Annotated in this window: 20 protein-coding genes; 17 read left to right on the top strand and 3 right to left on the bottom strand. The window is 72.4% G+C overall.

Going from position 1 to position 20,793, the window contains the following annotated elements; all coding sequences use genetic code 11:
* The first annotated feature begins 81 nt into the window (after positions 1 to 81).
* The 3 genes from F1C12_RS17305 to F1C12_RS17315 are packed head-to-tail and all read left to right on the top strand — an operon-like array spanning position 82 to position 2,378.
* The gene (locus F1C12_RS17305; protein WP_185279031.1) at positions 82 to 675 is read left to right on the top strand and encodes an acyltransferase; all 594 of its coding nucleotides are present in this window, start codon (positions 82 to 84) and stop codon (positions 673 to 675) included.
* A complete protein-coding gene (locus F1C12_RS17310) occupies positions 672 to 1,340 on the top strand; it encodes a hypothetical protein (RefSeq protein WP_185276121.1) in 669 nt (222 codons plus the stop codon). The genes F1C12_RS17305 and F1C12_RS17310 overlap by 4 nt, the downstream gene beginning before the upstream one ends.
* Before the next feature lie 24 nt (positions 1,341 to 1,364).
* Positions 1,365 to 2,378, top strand: a complete 1,014-nt coding sequence (locus F1C12_RS17315) for a hypothetical protein (protein WP_185276122.1) — start codon at positions 1,365 to 1,367, stop codon at positions 2,376 to 2,378.
* 13 nt (positions 2,379 to 2,391) lie between these two features.
* On the opposite strand, the gene F1C12_RS17320 is transcribed toward F1C12_RS17315, so the two are convergent.
* The gene (locus F1C12_RS17320) at positions 2,392 to 3,105 is read right to left on the bottom strand and encodes an SOS response-associated peptidase (RefSeq protein WP_185276123.1); all 714 of its coding nucleotides are present in this window, start codon (positions 3,103 to 3,105) and stop codon (positions 2,392 to 2,394) included.
* 132 nt (positions 3,106 to 3,237) lie between these two features.
* On the opposite strand from F1C12_RS17320, the gene F1C12_RS17325 reads away from it, so the two are divergent.
* From F1C12_RS17325 to F1C12_RS17365, 9 genes are all read left to right on the top strand, one after another.
* Positions 3,238 to 4,290, top strand: a complete 1,053-nt coding sequence (locus F1C12_RS17325) for a glycosyltransferase (protein WP_185276124.1) — start codon at positions 3,238 to 3,240, stop codon at positions 4,288 to 4,290.
* Entirely contained in the window at positions 4,287 to 5,747 is a 1,461-nt protein-coding gene (locus tag F1C12_RS22765; RefSeq protein ID WP_185276125.1) for a lipopolysaccharide biosynthesis protein, read from the top strand. Before F1C12_RS17325 ends, F1C12_RS22765 begins: the two co-directional genes overlap by 4 nt.
* The gene (locus tag F1C12_RS22770) at positions 5,744 to 6,895 is read left to right on the top strand and encodes a glycosyltransferase family 2 protein (protein WP_185276126.1); all 1,152 of its coding nucleotides are present in this window, start codon (positions 5,744 to 5,746) and stop codon (positions 6,893 to 6,895) included. The genes F1C12_RS22765 and F1C12_RS22770 overlap by 4 nt, the downstream gene beginning before the upstream one ends.
* Complete coding sequence (locus F1C12_RS17340; protein WP_258045965.1) at positions 6,883 to 8,124, top strand: rhamnosyltransferase WsaF family glycosyltransferase; 1,242 nt, start codon at positions 6,883 to 6,885, stop codon at positions 8,122 to 8,124. The genes F1C12_RS22770 and F1C12_RS17340 overlap by 13 nt, the downstream gene beginning before the upstream one ends.
* 14 nt (positions 8,125 to 8,138) lie before the next feature.
* Positions 8,139 to 9,488 carry a glycosyltransferase family 4 protein gene (locus F1C12_RS17345; RefSeq protein ID WP_185276127.1) on the top strand — a complete coding sequence of 450 codons (1,350 nt, stop codon included), beginning with the start codon at positions 8,139 to 8,141 and terminating at the stop codon, positions 9,486 to 9,488.
* Complete coding sequence (locus tag F1C12_RS17350) at positions 9,488 to 11,044, top strand: acyl-CoA ligase (AMP-forming), exosortase A system-associated (protein ID WP_185276128.1); 1,557 nt, start codon at positions 9,488 to 9,490, stop codon at positions 11,042 to 11,044. The genes F1C12_RS17345 and F1C12_RS17350 overlap by 1 nt, the downstream gene beginning before the upstream one ends.
* Positions 11,041 to 12,267, top strand: coding sequence for a pyridoxal-dependent decarboxylase, exosortase A system-associated (locus F1C12_RS17355; protein ID WP_185276129.1), 1,227 nt, complete (start codon positions 11,041 to 11,043; stop codon positions 12,265 to 12,267). Before F1C12_RS17350 ends, F1C12_RS17355 begins: the two co-directional genes overlap by 4 nt.
* Before the next feature lie 65 nt (positions 12,268 to 12,332).
* On the top strand, positions 12,333 to 12,587 hold the full coding sequence (locus F1C12_RS17360; protein WP_185276130.1) for an acyl carrier protein: 255 nt from the start codon (positions 12,333 to 12,335) through the stop codon (positions 12,585 to 12,587).
* A 4-nt stretch (positions 12,588 to 12,591) separates the two neighbouring features.
* Positions 12,592 to 14,322, top strand: a complete 1,731-nt coding sequence (locus tag F1C12_RS17365) for an asparagine synthase-related protein (protein WP_185276131.1) — start codon at positions 12,592 to 12,594, stop codon at positions 14,320 to 14,322.
* 5 nt (positions 14,323 to 14,327) lie between these two features.
* Here the strand turns inward: F1C12_RS17365 and F1C12_RS17370 are convergent, their stop codons facing one another.
* Positions 14,328 to 15,194, bottom strand: coding sequence for a hypothetical protein (locus tag F1C12_RS17370; protein ID WP_219732634.1), 867 nt, complete (start codon positions 15,192 to 15,194; stop codon positions 14,328 to 14,330).
* A 114-nt stretch (positions 15,195 to 15,308) separates the two neighbouring features.
* Here F1C12_RS17370 and F1C12_RS17375 point away from each other — a divergent pair, with 114 nt between their 5' ends.
* The 5 genes from F1C12_RS17375 (at position 15,309) to F1C12_RS17395 (ending at position 19,923) form a co-directional block, all read left to right on the top strand.
* Positions 15,309 to 16,160, top strand: coding sequence for a glycosyltransferase (locus F1C12_RS17375; protein WP_219732635.1), 852 nt, complete (start codon positions 15,309 to 15,311; stop codon positions 16,158 to 16,160).
* Positions 16,157 to 16,810: a polysaccharide deacetylase family protein gene (locus F1C12_RS17380; RefSeq protein WP_185276132.1), complete on the top strand. Its 654-nt coding sequence runs from the start codon at positions 16,157 to 16,159 to the stop codon at positions 16,808 to 16,810. Before F1C12_RS17375 ends, F1C12_RS17380 begins: the two co-directional genes overlap by 4 nt.
* Positions 16,811 to 16,892: 82 nt before the next feature.
* Positions 16,893 to 17,591, top strand: a complete 699-nt coding sequence (locus F1C12_RS17385; protein WP_185276133.1) for a hypothetical protein — start codon at positions 16,893 to 16,895, stop codon at positions 17,589 to 17,591.
* A complete protein-coding gene (locus F1C12_RS17390; RefSeq protein ID WP_185276134.1) occupies positions 17,588 to 18,436 on the top strand; it encodes a hypothetical protein in 849 nt (282 codons plus the stop codon). Before F1C12_RS17385 ends, F1C12_RS17390 begins: the two co-directional genes overlap by 4 nt.
* Positions 18,433 to 19,923, top strand: coding sequence for an O-antigen ligase family protein (locus tag F1C12_RS17395; RefSeq protein ID WP_185276135.1), 1,491 nt, complete (start codon positions 18,433 to 18,435; stop codon positions 19,921 to 19,923). The genes F1C12_RS17390 and F1C12_RS17395 overlap by 4 nt, the downstream gene beginning before the upstream one ends.
* Here F1C12_RS17395 and F1C12_RS17400 read toward each other — a convergent pair.
* Positions 19,862 to 20,788: a glycosyltransferase family 2 protein gene (locus tag F1C12_RS17400; protein WP_185276136.1), complete on the bottom strand. Its 927-nt coding sequence runs from the start codon at positions 20,786 to 20,788 to the stop codon at positions 19,862 to 19,864. The genes F1C12_RS17395 and F1C12_RS17400 overlap by 62 nt on opposite strands.
* Between the last annotated feature and the right edge of the window lie 5 nt (positions 20,789 to 20,793).

Genomic DNA, 20,793 nt, shown 5'->3' on the forward strand with positions numbered 1-20,793 from the left:
AACACGAGCGACGACCTGGGGGCGACGCCGATGACCATCATCACCAGCACTGCAAGTGCGGAGGGAACGACCGCCGCGACGATGATCGCGCCGGGCGCGGAGGTCGACCCCCGCGCCCGGATCGGCGCGAGGAGCCGCGTGTGGAATCTCGCCCACGTGCGCGAGGACGCCACGATCGGCGCGGAATGCGTCATCGGACGCGGCGCGTACGTCGGCCCCGGCGTGCGCATCGGCGACAACTGCAAGGTGCAGAACTACGCTCTCGTGTACGAACCGGCCGTGCTCGAGGACGGCGTCTTCGTCGGCCCGGCCGTGGTCTTCACGAACGACGTCTTCCCCCGGGCGGTGAATCCGGACGGCTCCCTCAAGTCCGCGGAGGACTGGGACGCCGTCGGCGTGACCGTCCAGGCCGGCGCCTCGATCGGCGCACGTGCCGTCTGCATCGCCCCGGTGCGGATCGGGCGCTGGGCGCTGGTCGCAGCCGGCTCTGTCGTCCGCTCGGACGTCCCCGACTACGCGCTGGTCGCCGGAGTGCCCGCACGCCGGATCGGCTGGGTCGGCGAGGCCGGCTTCCCGCTGGTCGACGAAGGCGACGGCCGCTGGCGCTGCCCGCGCACGAGGCACGGCTACCGCGAGCACGACGGCATCCTGATCCGGGAGGAGGACCTCGCATGAGGCGGCCGTCCCAGCGCACCTGGATCATCCTGGGCCTCTCCGCCGCCGTCGTCATCGCGGCGGGCGCGTTCGTGATCTCGCAGGCGCCCGTCCAGGCGCCGACGACCGCGGCGGGCTCGTCGCCGACCGCGTCGCACTCGACCCCTGCGACGGGGTCGGGCTCGAAGCCAGGCTCGACCGGATCCACGGACACGCCCCTAGCGCCCGTCACGCCTCCGGCGGTCACGAAGCGGTACACCACGGAGGTGCTCCCCGCCGCGCCGGCGACATCGCCCGCGCTGCCCCCGACGACTCCGCTCCCGTACCCGGTGAGCGCGCCGCTCCCCAAGTCGGCGGCTGCGGTCGGGGCGCTGGCTGCGGGCTACCCGACCAGCGTGCTGCCGCAGGCGCCGGGCTCCACGATCAAGACGAGCTCGATCGCCTCCCAGAGCAACCATCTGCAGGTGACGCTGACCGCGGGGTCCACGCAGCAGGTCACGGACGTGGTCGCGTTCTACCGCGGGATCCTCGCGAAGTACGGGATGTACGACAGCGCGGCGCCCGCGCTCGCCGGGTCCACCTCGGCGCTGTTCGTCCGCGGGGGGAACTCGGTGACGCTCACCGTCACTCCGGCCACGAGCGGCACGACGTATGCGCTCTTCGCGGCGTTCACGGCTGCGGGCTGACGGGGCATCGTGCAGAATGACCGCATGAAGGCGGTGCGGCGGAACTGGCTCCTCGCAGGGATCACGGTCCTGGTGCTCGGCGGCGCCGTCGCCTACGCCGGCGTCGCGATCGCGGGGTACCAGTCGCGCGCGACAGCCACGGTGGGCGCGGCCACGCCGCGGCCGACGCTTCCCAGCGGTCCACTGCTGGTCTTCCGCGACACGTCGCCTGGTGCGCACTACGGCCAGGTGGCGTCGGTGCCGCTGGCGGATCCGTCCGCCGCGCGCACCTCCACCGGCCTGCTCTGCGACCGGGTCTACGCCACCCACGAGAACCTGATGTGCCTGCGCACCCAGAGCGGGACCGTGACCAGCTTCGACGCGACGCTGTACGACGTGGCGGGAGACCAGCTCAAGAGCTGGCCGCTCCCCGGCTTCCCGAGCCGCACGCGGATCTCGCCCGACTCGTCGCTGGTCGCCCAGACCTCCTTCGTCACGGGATCCTCGTACGGGGCCGCCGGGTTCTCGACCCAGACCACCATCTCGGCGGTGAACGGCATCGACTACGGCAACCTGGAGGCGTTCACACTGCTGGTGGACGGCCAGAAGGTCACCGCCGACCGCGAGATCTGGGGAGTGACCTTCGCCTCGGACGACAACACGTTCTTCGCGACGGCGATGTCCGGAGGCCGGATCTGGCTGGTCCGCGGCAACCTGCGCGGGCGGACCCTCGTCGCCGTGAAGGACGGCGCCGAGTGCCCATCGCTGTCACCGGACGGCACCAGGGTGGCGTACAAGAAGAACATCTCGACTACCGCGACCAAGCACTGGACGCTCGCGGTCCTCGACTTCGCGACCGGGGTCGAGAAGGAGCTGCCCATCCCGGCGTCGGTCAGCGTGGACGATCAGGCCGAATGGCTCGACGACGGCACGCTGCTCTACGGCCTCGCCGATCCGGCGGCGCCCGGGAACAGCAACGTCTACGCGGTCAAGGCCGACGGCTCCGCCGCGCCGAGGCTCTTCCTCGCGCACGCCTGGTCGCCGTCGGTGGTGCGTTGACGGCGAGGCCCGGTCAGTCCTCCGCGAGCGGCTCGATGAGGGTCGGGTCTGCCGGGTCGATCGTGCGCGAGTTGTTCACGCGGCGGTCCACCTCGTAGCTCGTGATGGTGGCCGCCACGGTTTCGGACTCGGTGCTGAGGAAGTCGACCATCCGCGCCTTGCCCGCCTCGTCCAGCTTGGCCGGGTCGAGGTAGTCGTCCCACGCCGAGCGCTCCAGGAAGACCGGCATCCGGTCGTGGATCTCGCCGGAGGCGTCGCGTGCCGGGCGGGTGATGATGGCGGCGGAGACGTGCCACTCGTCGCCGATCTTCCGTGCCGTGTAGAGTCCGGCGGCGGCGAGCAGGCCGCCGTCGGCCGCGTGCAGGAAGTGCGCGTCCTTGTGCCCGGCCTCGCCCGTCCACTCGTAGTAGCCCCGCATCGGGATCAGGGCGCGCGAGGAGGCGAACGCGCCCTTCCACAGCCCGTTGCTGGACACCGTCTCCAGGCGTGCGTTGAAGTTCGGCCGCTTGGACTCGCGGATGAAGGCGGGATGGAAGTCCCACGCCGCCGCGTCGACGGTGCGCTCCAGCTCTCCCGTGCCGCTGCGGACGCGCTCCCGCACGATCGGCACGGCGTCGGTCGGCGCGAGGGAGTAGCTCGGCCGCCAGTCCCGGAAGTCGCCGCCGTCGGCGACGAACTCCTGGATCAGCTCATCCGTCTCCGAGTCGAGGGCGAAGCGTCCGCACATGACGGCAGCGTACCCGGTGCCGCCGACGTTCGGTTCACCCGGCGGTTCACCCCTCCAACGAGGGTCTTTAGGTTCTTCATACCCTGTGGCACTGTTCAAAGGTGAGTAAGACTCAGTCTGGGGGAAAGTGACGTGAGGATCTTCCGACCGCGCGCTCTGACCCGGCGCCCGAGGGTGACCGTGGTCATCCCGCACTACAACTACGGCCGGTACCTGCCGGTCGCGGTGGAGTCGGTGCTCGGGCAGGACGGGGTCGACGTCGACATCATCATCGTGGACGACACCTCCACCGACGGCAGCCTGGAGGTCGCCCGGCGCCTCGCCGCCGGCGACGACCGGATCGCCCTCGTCGAGCACGAGGTGAACCTCCGGCACATCCGCACCTACAACGACGGGCTGTCGCGGGCGACCGGCGACTACGTCGTGCTGCTCTCCGCCGACGACGCGCTCACGCCCGGCTCCCTGGCGCGGTCCGCGGCTCTGCTGGAGGCGCACCCCGAGGTCGGTCTGGTCTACGGCGCGGTCGAGTGGTTCCACGGCGAGCTCCCGCCCGTGGCCGACGCGCGGGTCTGGTGGCAGACCTGGGCCGGCGAGCAGTGGCTGCGCCGGATCGTGCACCGCGGACGCAACTCCATCGTCAACCCCGAGGTGGTCATGCGCCGCTCCGTCTACGAGCGGACCGGGGGATACGACGTCGACTTCCCGCACGCCGCGGACATGTACATGTGGCTCCAGGCGGCGACGTTCTCCGGCATCGGATTCGTCGGCGGACCCCGGCAGGCCTACTACCGGGACCACGGCGAGAACATGCACTCCACCGACTTCGCCGGCGCCACCGACGACATGACCCAGGTCCGCGACGTGTACGAGCGCTTCTTCGCCAGCGACGGCGCGGGGCTGCCGCGGGCCGACAGGTGGCGGGAGACCGCCCGGCGTTCCGTCGCCCGCGAAGCCCTCCTCCGTTCGGCGCTCCTGGAGTCCACGGGCGCACCGCGGTCCGCGTCGGCCGACCTCCGTGCCTTCGCGCGCACGACCTACCCCCGGGCGGTCGGGTCGGCGGCGTGGCGGTGGAGCGGCCTCGCCTCCGACAAGAAGGGGTCGTTCGACTCCCCGCGGCTGGTCCGCGTCGTGGAGAGCACGCGCTGGAAGATCCGGTCGCGTCGGCAGGCGGCAGTGGGACTGTGAGTCAGAGCACCGGGATGGCCGACACCGAGCCCACGCTCCGCTCCCGCGCGGCGCGCGGCGCGGCGTGGAGCGGCGTGAGCACGATCGTCCTCCGGCTGGGCGGTCTGGTCGTCGGCATCGTCCTCGCCCGCCTGCTCGCCCCGGAGCAGTTCGGCGCGTACGCGGTCGCGCTGACCGTCCAGGGGATCCTGATCACCGTCGCCGACTTGGGGCTCTCTGCCGACCTCATCCGTTCCGACGAGCCGGACCGGATCGCACCGACCGTCGCGACGCTGGGCCTCACCGCCGGCACGATCACGATGCTGGCGACCATGGCCTCCAGCTCCGGGCTGGCGTCGCTGCTGGGCAGCCCGCAGGCCGGCCCGGCCATCGCCGTGCTCTCGGTCACGCTCTTCCTGGCGGGCGGCACCGTCGTCCCGATCGCGATGCTGCAGCGGCGCTTCCAGCAGCGCGAGCTGTTCTTCGTCGGGGTCGCGGACTTCGTCGTCTCCACCACCGTGACGCTGGTGCTCGTCGCCCTCGGCTTCGGCGTGATGGGCCTCGCCCTCGGCCGCGTCGCCGCGCAGTGCGTCTCCTCGACCATGCAGTTCCTGCTGGCGCGGGTGAAGCCGCACTACTCGATCGACCGCACGGTCGTGCGGGGCGTCCTGGCGTTCGGTCTCCCGGTCGCCGGCGCCAACCTCCTCTCCTGGACGCTGCTCAACGTGGACAACATCGTCCTGGCCCGGGTGGCCGGCGCGACCGCGCTGGGGTATTACGTCCTCGCCTTCAACATCTCGAGCTGGCCGATGAGCGCGCTGTCCCAGGTGGTGCGCTCGATCTCGCTGCCGTTCTTCGCGCGATCGCGCGGCGGCAGCCACGCCTTCTCGGTCGTCGCCGCCGTCGCCTGGGCCGGCGCCCTGCCGGCCGGGGCGGTTCTCGCGGCGCTGAGTTTCCCGCTGATCGACGTGCTGTACGGCGAGCGCTGGCTGCCCGGCGCGCCGGTGCTCGCCGCGCTCGGCCTGTACGGGAGCCTCAGGGTCGCGTTCGACATCTCGGCGGGCTATCTCTACTCCCAGGGTCGGTCGCGGCCGGTGCTCTGGATCCAGATCGTGTGGCTCGTCGCGCTGGTGGGGGTCATGATCGTCGCCACCCGGGCCTTCGGGATCGAGGGGGCGGGATGGGCGCACGTGCTCGTCGCGGTCGTCGTCATCCTCCCGGCGTACCTCATCGCCCTCAAGCTCGCAGGCATCCGCCTCGGTGAGCTCGCGCACGCGGCGTGGCTGCCCACGGTCGCGGCGCTCCCCGCGGTGGCCGCGGCCATCGCGGCGGCGGTGTTCATCCAGAACCCGTTGCTGGCCCTGCTCGCCGGGGGCGGCGCGGCCCTGGTCCTCTACGCGGCGCTGGTGTGGCCGTGGCTGCGGAAGCAGCTGAAGGTGCTGCGAGCCCCCTCGGTCCGGACGGAGGGAGCCTCATGACGCAGACAGCTCTGACCGGACGGCGCTACCAGCCCCTGCCGGCGCGCCCGGGAGCGACGGTCAGCGTGGTGATCCCGTGCTACAACTACGCGCGCTACCTGGTCGAAGCGGTCGACAGCGTGCTCGACCAGGCCGGCGTCGAGGTCGAGGTCATCGTCGTGGACGATGCGTCACTGGACCAGAGCCTGGCCGTCGCGAGGAGGCTCGCAGCCGAGTCCGACCGCGTCCGGGTCATCGCCAACGCGGAGAACCTCGGCGCCGTCGAGACGTTCAACCGCGGCCTGGCCGCGGCGACGGGAGAGTTCCTGGTCCGGCTCGATGCCGACGACGTGCTGACGCCCGGGTCGCTCCAGCGCGCGGTCGCCGTCATGCAGAGCTTCCCCCGGGTCGGTCTCGTCTACGGCCATCCCATCCATTTCGCCGGGCCGACGCTCCCCACCAGCCGCCAGCAGGCGGAGTCGTGGACCGTCTGGACGGGAAGCGAATGGCTGGCCGCGCGGGCGATGGACGGGACGAATGTCATCACCTCGCCCGAGGTCGTCATGCGGCGGAGCGTCGTCGACCTCACAGGCGGGCAGCGCCCGCTCGCGCACACGCACGACATGGAGATGTGGCTGAGGCTCTCGGCGTATTCGGACGTCGCCTACATCCGCGGCGCCGACCAGGCCTGGCACAGGGAGCACGCGGGCAGCCTGTCGACGCAGGCGGAGGAGCCGCTCGTCATCCTCGGCGAGATCCGGGACGCGTTCACGCTGCTGTTCGACGAGGTCGGGCCGCTGCTGCCGGACGGCGCGCCGCTGCGTGAGGCGGCGTACCACGCGGTGGCATCGGAGGCTCTGGACCAGGCGACCCGGCTCCTCGATCGCGGCACCCCCTCGGAGGCGGTCCCGAAACTGCTGGACTTCGCCGCGCAGTGCTCGCCCGGCATCCGTTCCACCCGTGCGTGGCGGCGTGTGACCGAGAGGGCCATGGCCGACCGCGCCCCGAACACGATGGTGGCCGTGCTCCGGGGGGCGCTGCCTCGGATCGGCCGGCGGGTGCGCGCATCGAGACGCTACGCCCGCTGGGCCAGGACGGGGGACTACGAGCGCATGCGGCTGCACTGGGGACGCACGGAGACCGGGGTGGGATCGACATGGGCGCAGTGAGCGCGGCTGGCCGTTCCGTCCGCAGGCTCGGACGGAACGCCGCGAAGGCGGCCGCCATCATGCGCGACGACGGGCCGCTCGTGCTCGCACAGCGGGCGACGCGGTTCGCGTACACGCGGCTCGACGCCGGCGTGCTCGCCGAACCGCTGCGGGACGCGGACATCGCCGACTCGACCCGGCTCGACCTCCCGGTGCCCGACACCCGGCCGCAGCGGCCCGGGCCGCTCCGGATCGGCTGGGTCACGATCCCGCCGAGCCCAGGATCCGGTGGCCACACCACCCTGTTCCGGATGGTGGAAGCCCTCGAACAGGCCGGGCACACCTGCGAGCTGTTCCTGTACGACCGGTACGGCGGCGACCTGCGGGAGCAGGAGCGCGTCATCCGCCAGTGGTGGCCGGGCCTCCGCGCCGGAGTGCACTCCGCCGCCGACGGGATCGCCGGGGTGGACGCGGTCGTGGCCTCGTCGTGGGACACCGCCCACATCCTCGCCAAGCGGGGCACCGGCCCGATGCGGCGGCTCTACTTCATCCAGGACTACGAGCCCTTCTTCTACGCCAGAGGTTCGATGTACTCACTGGCAGAGGACACCTACCGCTTCGGCTTCCGCTGCATCGCGCTCGGCGACATGGTCGCCGACCTGCTGCGGTCCGAGGCCGGTGTCGAGGCGGATGTCACGGAGTTCGGTTGCGACACCTCCGTCTATCGACTCCTGCCGGAGCGCCGCAGGACCGGCGTCGTGCTCTACGCACGGCCGGCGATCCCTCGCCGCGGATACTGGCTCGCACGCCTGGCGCTGGAGCGGTTCCACGAACTGCGGCCCGACGTCGACATCCACCTCTACGGCGAGCGGGTGAAGGGGCTGTCCTTCCCCGCGATCCAGCACGGGAGGCTGACCCCGGCCGAGCTCAACGAGCTCTACAACGAGAGCATCGCCGGACTGGCGATGTCGTTCACGAACATCTCGCTGGTGGCCGAGGAGATGCTCGCCGCCGGCGCCATCCCGGTCGTCAACGACTCGCCGCACTCGCGGGCGGACCTCGTCAACGAGCACGTGGCCTGGGCGACGCCGACACCCGAGGGCATCGCGCACGCGCTGGCCGACGCGGTGTCCCGGCCGGACATCGATGCCCGCGCGACCGCGGCAGCCGAGTCGGTGCGGCAGTTCGGGTGGACGAGAGCGCAGGCGGACGTCGTCCGCATCATCGAGCACGAGGTCTACGGGTCATGAACGGGGGAGGCAGAATGTCCGGAGGCGCAGACGCCCGATCGCGGGGGCCGCACGTGCTCATCATCGTGGAGAACCTGCCGGTCCCGCTGGATCGCCGGGTCTGGCTGGAGTGCCAGGCCCTCGTCGCGTGCGGCTACCGGGTGAGCGTGATCTGCCCGAAGGGCCCGGGCGATCCGGCACGTCAGCATCTCGACGGCGTCGACATCTACAAGTACGCGCCGCCTCGCGAGGCGGCCGGCTTCCTCGGGTTCGCGTGGGAGTTCGCCTACTGCTGGGTGCACACCGCCCGGCTTTCGCTGGCCGCCTGGCGCCGCGGCCGCTTCGACATCATCCAGGCGTGCAATCCGCCGGACACCTACTGGCTGCTCGCGCTGCTGTGGCGCGCGCGCGGCGTGCACTTCGTGTTCGATCACCACGACCTGAACCCCGAGCTGTTCGTCTCGCGCTTCGGCCGGCCGCGCAGCCTCGCGCAGAAGCTGGAGTTCCGCGCCCTGCTGTGGCTGGAGCGGCGGACGTTCCACACCGCCGAGCGCGTGATCTCCACGAACGAGTCGTACAAGGCGATCGCGGTGCGCCGCGGAGGCCGGCGTCCCGGCCACGTCACGGTGGTCCGCAGCGGTCCGGACACGCGCAGGATGCGCCCCGTCTATCCCCGGGATCCGCGCCCGGCCGACGGCATCGTGCTCGCCTACCTCGGGATCATGGGGCCGCAGGACGGCGTGGACCAGGTGCTGCTCGTCGTGGACGAGCTGGTGCACAAGCGCGGGCGCACGAACGTCCGTGCGACGCTCCTGGGGTTCGGGGACTGCCTCGAAGAGCTCAAAGCGCAGTCCACCCGCCTCGGCCTCGACGACCACGTCACCTTCACCGGCCGCGTCGACCGGGTGGCGATCGCCGAGTACCTCAGCCGGGCCGACATCGGCGTGTGCCCCGACCTGAAGACGCCGCTGAACGACCTCTCCACCATGAACAAGACCATGGAGTACATGGCGTACGCGCTGCCGTCGGTCTCGTTCGACCTGGCCGAGACCCGGGTCTCCGGCGGCGACAGCCTCCTCTACGTCCCCTCCGGCGATATCGCGGCGTTCGCCGACGCGGTGGAGCGCCTGATCGACGACCCGGGGCTCCGTGCGGAGCTCGGCAGGGCGGGCAGAGCGCGCGTCGCGTCGGAGCTCGACTGGCGCCCGCAGGCGGAGACGTACGTCTCGGTCTTCGACGAGGTGTCCGGGTTCTCGCAGCCGGGACCGGCCGTCCCGGACGCGGACGGCCCCGCCCCGACGGCCGACGACCAGGGGCGGCGCTACGTCGACCTGGACGACGGCGCCGAGTTCGACCGCTACCTCCGAGAGAGGAGGGCGCCCTGATGAGGACCCGCGTGCACGACCTCCTCGCCCAGGCGGCCGACTCCGCCCCGGGCCGTCCCGCCCTCACCTACAAGGAGACGACCGTCGCGTACGGGGAGCTCTGGAGCCGCGCGCTGAGCGTCGGCGCCCAGCTCGCCGCCCTCGGCCTGGAGCGCGGCGACCGGGTGGCGATCTACCTGGAGAAGCGCGTCGAGACGGTGGTCGCCCTGTTCGCCGCCTCCGTCGCGGACGGCGTGTTCGTGCCGGTCAACCACGTGCTGAAGCCGCCGCAGGTCGCCCATATCCTGCGGGACAGCGGCGCGCGCTTCCTGGTCACCTCCGCCGACCGGCTGGGACAGCTCGCGGACGGGCTCGACGGCACCGCGCTGACCGACGTGATCGTGGTCGGCGAGCCGCGGACGGGGCCCTTCGACGCTCTCCGCGTGCACCCGTGGGCGGGCGAGCAGCCGTCGGGGGAGGCACCGCGGGCCGGATCGATCGATGTGGACCCGGCGGCGATCCTCTACACGTCGGGGAGCAGCGGCAAGCCGAAGGGTGTCGTGCTCAGCCACCGCAACCTGATCGTCGGCGCGGAGAGCGTCAGCAGCTACCTGGGGAACACCGCGGACGACGTCATCCTGAGCGTCCTCCCGCTGAGCTTCGACGCGGGCCTCAGCCAGGTCACGACCGCCTTCGCCGTCGGCGCGCACTGCGTGCTGATGAACTACCTGCTGCCCCGCGACGTGCCGCGGCTGTGCGAGAAGCACGGGGTCACCGGGATCACGGGCGTGCCGCCGCTGTGGCTGCAGCTGGTCGAGGCGCCCTGGCCGGCGGAGACCGCCGGGCGCCTGCGCTACTGGGCCAACACCGGCGGCCGCATGCCGCGCACCATCCTCGACCGCCTGCGCGCCACCTTCACCGCGGCCGACCCGTACCTCATGTACGGGCTCACCGAAGCCTTCCGCTCCACCTACCTCGACCCCGCCGAAGTGGACAGGCGTCCCGACTCCATCGGCAAGGCCATCCCGAACGCGGAGGTGCTGGTGCTGCGCCCAGACGGGAGCCGCTGCGCGCCGGGGGAGGAGGGCGAGCTCGTGCACCGGGGCGCCCTCGTCGCACTCGGCTACTGGAACGACCCGGTGCGCACCGCGGAGCGGTACCGGCCGGTGGAGCGGCCAGGCCAGGAGTGGCGCGCGCCGGAGCTCGCCGTCTGGTCGGGCGACACGGTCGTCGCGGACGAGGAGGGCTTCCTCTACTTCGTCGGGCGCACGGACGAGATGATCAAGACCTCCGGCTATCGGGTGAGCCCGTCGGAGATCGAGGAGGCCGCCTACGCGACCGGCCTGGTGCGCGACGCGGTCGCGCTCGGCGTCGAGGAGCCCGGACTCGGCCACCGGATCGTCCTGGTGGCCACCTCGGCGGAGGGACAGCTCGAAGGGTCGGCGCTCACGACCGCCCTGCGGCAGGTGCTCCCGCTCTACATGGTCCCGTCTGCGATCGACCTGCGCGACGAGCTCCCGCGCTCGCCCAACGGCAAGTTCGACCGGGTCCTGATGAAGGCGCAGGTGTCCGCATGAAGCCGCTGGAGCACGCCGCCGCGTTCGGGACGATCGACGGCGAGCTGAGCGTCGGGGGCCTGCCGCTCTCGCGCCTGGCCGCGCGCGTTGGCTCGACGCCGTTCTTCGCGTACGACCGCGGCCTGCTCGACGCGAGGGTGGAGCGGTTGCGCTCGGTGCTCCCCGCGCGGGTGGAGCTCAGCTACGCCATGAAGGCCAACCCGATGCCGGCCGTCGTCCAGCAGCTCGCCTCCCGGGTGGACCGGATCGACGTGGCCTCGGGGCTGGAGCTGCGGACGGCGCTCGACACCGGCATCCGTCCGGAGTCGGTGAGCTTCGCCGGGCCGGGCAAGGCTCCGGCCGAGCTGCGCCAGGCGGTCGCCGCCGGGATCATCGTGGAGGTCGAGTCGCCGACCGAGATCGAGCGCGTGATCGCGGCGGGGGACGAGCTCGGGCTGACGCCGGTCGTCGCGCTCCGGGTCAACCCCGACTTCGCCGTCAAGGGCTCCGGGATGCGGATGGGCGGCGGCCCGCAGCAGTTCGGCATCGACGCGGAGCAGGTGCCCGGGCTGCTGGCGGAGTACGCGTCGGCCGGGCTGGACGTCCGCGGCTTCCACGTGTTCGCCGGCTCGCAGAACCTCGACGCGGCGATCATCGCGGAGGCACAGCGCCGGACGGTGGACCTCGTGAGCGGCCTGGCCGAGCACCTGGCCGCGCCCGTGCGCTACCTCAACCTCGGCGGAGGTTTCGGCATCCCGTACACGGAGCGCGACCGGCCGCTGGACCTGGAGGCCGTGGCCTCCGCCCTGCACGAGCTGGTCGACGGTCCGCTGAGCGAGCGGCTGCCGGAGGCGACGCCGGTGATCGAGCTCGGCCGCTACCTGGTGGGCGAGTGCGGCGTCTACGTCACACGCGTGCTCGACCGGAAGGTCTCCCGCGGCCGGACCTACCTGGTGGTCGACGGCGGGATGCACCACCAGCTCGCCGCCTCCGGCAACTTCGGGCAGGCGATCCGTCGCAACTACCCCCTGGTGGTGGGCAACCGCGTCGAGGCGTCGGAGGACGACGCCGTGACCGTCGTCGGCTGCCTCTGCACGCCGCTCGACCTGCTGGGGGACGACGTCGTCCTCCCGGACGCGGACATCGACGACCTGATCGTCATCTTCCAGCAGGGCGCCTACGGCCTCACCGCGAGCCCGACCGCCTTCCTCGGCCATCCCGCCCCCGCGGAGGTCCTCGTTTGACTCCGCACCCCGCATCACCACGTGCCCGACTCGCCACGTGCCCGACACACGAAGGAGAACCACTCATGGCAGACACCGAAGACGCCGTCCGCGGCGTCCTGATCGAGACGCTCGAACTCAGCCAGGCTCCCGCCGACCTCACTCGCGACACCGCGCTGTTCGGCGCACTTCCCGAACTGGACTCCTTCGGGGTCGTCCAGCTCGTGGTCGCGCTGGAGGAGCGCTTCGACATCGTCATCGACGACGACGAGTTCGGCGCCGACCTGTTCGAGACGGTCGGCTCGCTGACCGACTTCGTCGACGCGAAGCTCGCCGCGTAGCGCCATGACCGCTCCCGCCGCCCTTCCCGGAGTGCTCGCCTGGGCCTCCGGTGAGCTCCCTGCCGCCGTGCGGAGGTCGCTCGAGGGATCGGTCGAGACCGCCGCCGGCTCGGCGCGCCTGGCGTACTGGGGGCTGCGGCCCGTCGACGGGAGCGCGGCCATCGTGCTCTCGCGGGTGTCCCGCCGGACCGCGGGCGCCGTCCCCGACCGCGAGGTCGCGGAGCTGGTGGCCACCGACCCCGGCTCGCTGTCCCGGCTGCTGCCGCCGTTCGCCGCCCAGGGCGTGCGCGACGGCGGCGTGGTCGTCGTCGCCGACTCGATGGGGTTCCGGCAGGTCTTCCACAGCGACCCCGCGGCCGCCGGCACCGGGGTGCTCTCGACCTCGGCGCTGCTGGCGGGGTGGGCGCGCGGCGCGGACCCGGACCGGGTCGCTGTCGCCGTGCAGTCCCTGCTCGGCTGGCAGTTGGGTCAGCGGACGCTGTTCGAGGGCGTCGTGAAGCTCGCTCCGGGTGCGACGGCGCAGCTCGGGGCGGAGGGCGTGGCGGTCACGCCGCCCGAGCCGGAGCCCCTCGACCCTCTGCCGTTCGACCGTGCGGTCACCGAGGCGGCCGCCCTGATGCGCACCTCCCTGGCCGCGCTGCTCGACGATGAGCCGGACGCCGTGCTCCAGCTCACCGGAGGCCTCGACTCCCGGCTGCTGCTGAGCGCCATCCCGGCGTCCCGCCGCGCGGGCCTGCACGCGATGACCTTGAGCGTGCCCGGCAGCGGAGACGTCCCGATCGCCCGCGAGATCTGCGCGCAGTACGGCATGGTCCACGAGGTGCACGGCCTGGCCGACCTCGGTGGCCTCGATCCGGTGGAGGCGTGGGAGCTCTGCCGGGAGGCCGCGCTGCGCCTCGACGGGATGTCGGATCCCGTCGCCTCCGCCGCGCTCGGCGTGGCCGAGCGCGCGTTCGAACAGGGGGTGCGCATCTCCGGACTCGGCGGCGAGGTCGCCCGCGGCTTCTACTACGTCGGCAGGGTGCGCGACAAGGAGTACACCCGTGCGGACGCCGAGCAGCTAGCCTCCTGGCGGATGTTCGCCAACGAGGCGGTCGAACCCGGGCTGCTCACCGAGGAGTTCTCCGCCTGGGGCAGGGAGGCCGCGAACCGCGAGGTCTACGAGGCGCTCCGGCGCGGCGGCGACGAGTGGTTCCGCGCGACCGACTCGCTCTACCTCCGCGACCGCATGCAGCGCTGGGCCGGGGCGACCGACACGGCGGTGGGCCAGCAGCGGATCGTGGTGAACCCGATGCTGGACCACGACTTCCTGCGGATCTGCGGCCGTCTGACCCCGCAGGATAAGGCGCACGCCCGCTTCCTCGCGGCGCTGCAGCTGGAGCTGGACCCCGAACTCGGCCGGCGTCCCCTGGAGGGCCGCGCCAGCCCCGCAGCTCTGGCGCACCCGTCCGCCTGGGATCCGGTCGCCCAAACGCTGCGCACCGGACGCCGGTTCGCCAAGAAGGCGGTCCAGGTCGCCCGTCGCGGCAACCGTCCCCCGGCCGGCGGCGACGTCCTCGCCCAGAAGGTCGTGGAGCGCTGGCGCGCCGAACCGAGCCTCGTCGCCGCGCTGCGGACCGCCGATTTCGTGAGCGACGAGTGGCTGGACGGGATGCTCGCCGGCACGGTCGAGCCGCGCCCGAGTTCTGTCGGCTTCCTGACGAACGTCATCGTCGCGACGGAGGGAGGCGCGTGATGTCCTCACCACTCCAGAAGCGTCAGCTCGCTGTAGAGGTAGTCGATGTCGGCGGCCTCCAGCTCGTGGCTGCGGAACATCTTCGCGCGCGGGGTGCGCTGGTCGACGCCGAGCCGCGGGCGGAAGCCGAGCGTCCGGTGCTCGGCCAGCGTCAGCGGGAGGCGGTGCCGGCCGAGCAGGTGGGCGCCGACCCGCGCCCAGTGCCGGCGCAGCAGCTCGGTGTCCCCTCCCGCGTGGATGGGGGTCGCGAAGAGCGGCAGGCCCTTCCGGCGGTCGCGGCGGACGATGAGGTAGGCGTAGGCGTCGCCCTCGACGACCACGATGTGCCGGGAGGCCGGCGCGTCCCTGTGGTCGCGATAGGTGTCCGCGTCCGCCCCGCGCAGCGTCGCGGCGACGACGGCGGGATCGCTGCTGACCCGCACGCCGCGGCGCCCGAACGCCGGGAGGTTCGGCGTGATCCTGGTCGCGGTGTCGAGGTGGACGAAGCCGAGTCTCTCGTCGAGCGCGACGACATTGCCGCTCGGCGACAGGTCGGTGAACTCGAAGCCGGGCTGGCGCAGCAGCGCCCGGATCAGCCGCAGGCCGTCCGCCCGGTGGTCCGGGAGCACGCAGAACGCGGCGAGATTGCACAGGCGCCTGGTCTCTCCCCGGATCTCGCGCTCGGAGTACACGGCGACGTACGCGCCGACGATCCCGGCCGGAGTGACCAGCTGGAATCCGCGGTTGGGCGCATCGGCCGGCCACGGCGGCGCCAGCAGCGTGAGCCACGTCCCGACCGGCACCTTCTGGTTCAGGTTGCGGTGCAGGAACGACGCGACAGCGGTGGCGTCGTCCGCCGTGATCGGGAGGAGCTCGGCGCGTTCGGCGGGCATGGCCCGTATCGTACCGGCACGCCGGCCCCGGCGACGGGTATTCCGGGCGAGCGTGACGCTGCGGCCTCCCCGGGCCGCCCGGAGGCCAGAGCCGAACGCCCGGCGACGAGCGTCGTGATCGCCGCCCACGACGAGGAGGCCGTGCTCGGCGCGTGCCTGAGCTCACTGCTGAGCGAGGGCGTCGAGAAGGACCGGATCGTGGTGGTCGCGAACGGCTGCGGCGACCGGACGGCGCAGGTCGCCAGGGAGCACGGCGTCGTCGTCGTGGAGCGCGAGGAGCCGGGCAAGGCGGCCGCACTCAACGCCGGAGACGCCGTCGCGCACGGCTTCCCCCGCATCTACCTGGACGCCGACATCGTGGTGCCCGCCGGCTCGCTCGCGGCGCTCGCCGCGGCCTTCGGCCCCGGCGTGCTCGCCACGTTCCCCGGCCGCCGGCTGAACCTGACCGGACGGCCGTGGCCGGTGCGCGCCTACTTCTCCATCAACGAACGGCTGCCCGTGTTCCGCGAGGGGCTCTTCGGACGCGGGATGATCGCCGTCTCCGAGGCGGGGCGCGCGCGATTCGCGACGTTCCCCGAGCTGGTCGCCGACGACCTCTTCCTCGACGCGCAGTTCGGCGCCGCCGAGAAGCGCGAGGCGACCGGCGCGACCGTCGTGGTCGAGGCGCCCTTCTCGACGCGGCAGCTGGTCGCGCGCCTGGTCCGGGTGCGGCGCGGCAACCGCCAGCTCCACGCGGCCGCCGCCGCCGGCGATGTCGGTGGCGCGGTCCGGGCCCCGGACCGCTGGGCCTGGTTGCGCGAGGTCGTCGCGCCGCATCCCCGCCTCTGGCCCGCCGCGATCCCCTACGCGGCCATCACCGTGTACGCCTCCGTCCGGGCGCGCAGGACGCCGCGCGCCGACGCGTGGGGGCGCGACGACAGCACGCGCCGGTCGCCCGCGGCAGACGGGGGAGGGAGCCCCTCATGATCATCAACTTCTGCTTCCACGGAATCGGGACCCCCGCGCAGGAGCGCGAGTCGGGCGAGAGCGGTTACTGGGTGTCGGAGCGCATGTTCCTCGACCTGCTGGACGAGGTGGCGCTGCATCCGAACGTCCGGCTGAGCTTCGACGACGGCAACCGCTCCGACATCGAGATCGCGCTCCCCGCTCTCCTCGACCGGGGGCTCACCGCCACCTTCTTCGCGCTCGCCGGGAGACTGGACGATCCCGCGAGCCTCGACGAGGCGGATCTGCGTGAGCTGCGGGCGGCGCGGATGCGGATCGGCAGCCACGGCTGGAACCACGTGCCGTGGCGGCGGCTGTCCGCCGCCGACACGGAGCGGGAGGTGACCGAGGCGAGAGCCGCGCTCGCGGAGGCCAGCGACGGACCGATCGAGGAGGCCGCCCTCCCGCTGGGGCGCTACGACCGCCTGCTGCTGGAACGTCTCGAGCGCGCCGGCTACACCGCGATCTACACGAGCGACCGCTTCCCCGCGAAGCCCGACTCGTGGATGCAGGCGAGGTACAGCGCGACGTCGGCCTCGACCGTGGCCGGGACGCGGCGCATCTTCACGCACACCCCGGCGCTCCGAGACGCCTGGCAGATCGCTTCGAGCCTGGCCAAGCGAGTGCGGTAGGACAGCCGATGCGATATACAAGTTCAACGAGCGATGCGGAGACCACCGTGGCGTCGCGGCACGCTCAGGGGGGAGCCGGCTCGTGACGATCCGGGAAGTCCTTTCGGCGATGGGCCGGCGCTGGTACGCGCTGCTCGGCGTCCTCGTCGTCGCGGTCCTCCTGGTCGGCTTCTTCGCGCGGGACGGCGGCGGGTACACCACGAAGACCGTCGTCACCTTCCTGCTGCCCTCGGCCACCAGCCTCTCGCCGACCAACGGCGCGAGCGACACCAGCATCATCACCTTCGCCCGCGCGGTCGCCGCCGAAGTCAACAACGGGAGCGCGGCGACCGAGTACTCCTCCGACGACTCCCCCTACTACGGCGCGGGGATCCGCCAGGGCGTCCTGCTGAACGTCCCGAACGACGGCAACCAGTGGTACGCGAGCTACACGCGCGCGGAGATCGACGTGCAGATCGTCGGCCGCACCCGCGAGTGGGTCCAGCAGCAGCAGACCATCGCGGTGGCCGAGATCCTCGCGTCCTCGCAGCACCTGCAGGAGGCCCTGGGGGCGAAGCCCGGCGGGTACATCAGTGTGACGGTCTCGCCGCTGACCCTGGCGATCACGCGAGTGTCGCCCACGCGCAGCGACCAGGTCGAAGCGATCGCGGCGATGCTGCTCGCCGTGGTCATCGTGAGCGCGTGGAGCTCCGTGGCCCTCGACCGCCGCCTCCGCCGGCGGTCGGTGCCCGTCCGGGTTCCGCGTTTCCAGAGAGCAAAGATGGGAGGCTCCCCGACATGAGCCTGATCGCGACGCTCCGCATGCTGTGGCATCGGTGGTACATCACCTTCCCCGGCCTCCTCCTGGCGGGCCTGGTCGCCGCCGGCATCTGGTATGCCGTGCCGCCGAGTTACGAACGCAGCGCGACGGAGCTGCTCCTGCCCGGCAAGAACGACTACCCCGTCGGCTCCAACCCGCTGCTCTACCTCGGCGGGCTCGCGAACTCCGCGGACGTGCTGACCCGAGCAGTCGGCGCGGACAACGTGATCAAGGAGGTGACCAAGGGCCATCCCGGAACCGACATCACCGTGCAGCGCGACGGGTCCACGAGCACCCCGCTCATCGTGATCACCGTGACGGCGAAGACGGACGCCGTGGCACGGGACGTGCTGTCGGTGATGGTGGACCGCACGGCCACCGAGCTCGCGGCGCTGCAGGCGAGCCAGCACATCCAGGGGACCGACCGGATCAGCATCGAGCCGATCACGGTGGCCACCGAGAGCACCCTCCAGCAGCGCACACGCCTCGTGCTGACCGTGGCCGCCGGCGCGGTGCTGGCCGCTCTGGCCCTGCTCATCGCGGCGCTGACCGAAGGGCTGTCGCGCAAACGCCGCCGTCGCGCGGACGCCGTGGAGGCGCCGGCGGCGGACATCCCGACCGCCGACGAACCGGCGGAGGATGAGGTCGCCCCGGCCGAGGGCGCGGACGCTCCGGCCGCAGACGGTCTGTCTGCCGGCAGGCTTCCCGAGCCGCCGGAGGAACCGGCCATGCGGTCGGCCCCGGTCGCCGACCCCCGCCGCGACGAGGATGTGAGCGAGACGGTGCCACCGTCGCGCTCCGACATCACCGAGCGCCACCGGCGATGACCGCGGCGGCGGAGCGCACGCCGGCCGAGCGCAAGCCGGCCGCGACGCGGCGCGATCGGACGCTGAAGGAGCCCCGCCGCCGCGAGCGGTTCGACGCGGTCACGCTGCTGACGGTGTACCTGGTCCTGCTGTACGCGATCCCCTCCAACGTGACGATCGACGCCTTGAACTCGCTCGGCCGGCCGTCGCTGCTGTGGGGTGTCGTCCTGATGGTGTTCTGGACGCTGTCGCGCCTGCAGCGGCACTACGGCGACCCGCGCCCGATCCGCCAGCCGGTGCGCTTCGCGTTCGCCCTGCTCTTCGTGATCGCTCTGGTCAGCTTCACCGCCGCGCTCCTGCGCGGCCAGCCGGCCGACCAGGTCAGCCCGGCCTTCACCGCGCTGGTGCGCCTGATGTCGTGGGCCGGTGTGGTGCTGGTGGCGGTCGACGGCATCCGCACCATGACCGACTTCGTCCGCATCACGCGGCGCATCGCGATCGCGGCCGGGCTGCTGGCCGCCCTCGGGATCCTGCAGTTCCTCACCAAGCAGACGATCGTCGACTTCTTCAACCTCGTCCCCGGACTGTCCAGCTCCGGCGGCGGCGTGGTCGAGCGCGGCGGCGTCACGCGGGCGTCCGGCACCGCCATCCACCCGCTGGAGTACGCGACGACGCTGATCGGCGCCTTCCCGATCGTCATCGCCGCCGCGATCTCGCACGGCTTCCGCTGGCATCACTCGAAGGTGATGCTGCGCTGGTGGGCACCCGTCGCCGCGATCGTGATCTCAGCCCTGGTGGGGGTGTCCCGCTCGGCGATCATCGGGTTCTTCGTCGCCGCGGTGGCGATGATCCCGGCCATCCCGCGGCGCTACCGGGCCGGAGTGGTGGCAGGCGCCGTCCTCCTGATCGCCGTGGTGGTCGCAGCGCTCCCCGGCCTCCTCTCCACGACGGTCGCCTTGTTCACCGGTGCGGGGACGGACCCGAGCACCCAGTCCCGGGTCGGCGGGCTCGACCGCGCCCCCGAGTTCATCGGCGCCTCGCCGGTCTTCGGCGTGGGGTTCGGGACGTTCCTGCCGCGGTACTACATCTTCGACAACGCGTGGGTGCTCATGACGGTGGAGCTCGGCATCCTCGGCGTCGCGGCCTTCGCCGGCGTGGTCGTGTCGTCCGTCTGGAGCGCCTTGGTCGCCCGGCGGCAGTCCGGCCACGACGACGTCCGCCTGCTCGGCTACTCCCTCGCCGTCTCGATGCTGGCGATGGCGATCATGTTCGCATTCTTCGACGGGCTGTCCTTCCCGATCAGCGCCGGCACGCTCTTCCTGGTCGCCGGGCTGTGCGGCAGTCTGCGCAACATCGGCGCGACGGACGCCTGGCTCAACGCAGGGGGGAGGCCGCGGCGCGACCTGGCCGAAGGCGCGCGGGATCCCGCCGCAGACGACCGGGAGCTCAGAGCCGAACGCCCTCGAGCCACTCGGGGCCGCGAGCCTGGCGCATCCGGATCGGGCTGACCAGGTCCCGGACGGCGGCGCGGCTGGTCGGCTTGCCCAGCAGCGCCCTGCTGCCCTCGCGGACGACCAGGGCGAGCCAGACCATCCCGGTCGCCACCCGGCCGTGCCGCATCCGGAACAGCCGCAGGCGGTTCGCGACGAGCAGCGACCACTGCCGGGGCGATGTCGCGGAGCCGCCCTCCAAGTGGGTGGCGACGGCGGCCGGCTCGTACCAGGTCCGCAGGCCGTTGTCGCGTGCGCGCAGGTCGTACTCCGTCTCCTCGGAGTAGAGGAACAGCGACGCGTCCCACTCCCCGCACACGCGCCAGCACTCCGCTCCGACGAGCTGGGTCGAGCCTTCCGCCCAGTCCGTGTTCTGGCCGATCTCGTACGCGGCGGGATCCGTGACCACCTCGCCGAGGGCGGCGACGCGGCCGACGTGCTCGGCGCCGACCAGGGCGTCCGCCCAGGTCCGCAGCACCGACGGCTCGCGGCGCATCGACCAGATGAGCTGGCCGCGCTGGTCCAGGAGCCGGGGGACGACGATCCCCACTCCGTCGCCGAGGCGCTCGTACAGCGTCTTGGTGCACCCGGGGTGGAGGCGCACGTCCGCGTTGAGGATGAGGTAGGCGTCTTGATCGCCTGCGGCGCGGACGGCCGCGTTGACGCCGCCGGCGTAGCCGAGGTTCCCGCCGGTCCGGACGACGAGCGCGTCGGGCGCCCAGCGGGCGATCTGCTCCAGTGTGTCGTCCTGCGAGCCGTTGTCCGCGAAAACCAAGGAGGCGTTCGTCCCCGCCGTGCCCTCAGGCACGGCGGCGACGAACGCCTCGATGAGGTCCCCGCTGTTGTAGGTGACCACGCAGAGCGCGATGCGTGGCTCGGGCATTCATT

Origin of the sequence: Leifsonia shinshuensis (genome assembly GCF_014217625.1) — a bacterium.
Classification (GTDB): domain Bacteria; phylum Actinomycetota; class Actinomycetes; order Actinomycetales; family Microbacteriaceae; genus Leifsonia; species Leifsonia shinshuensis_A.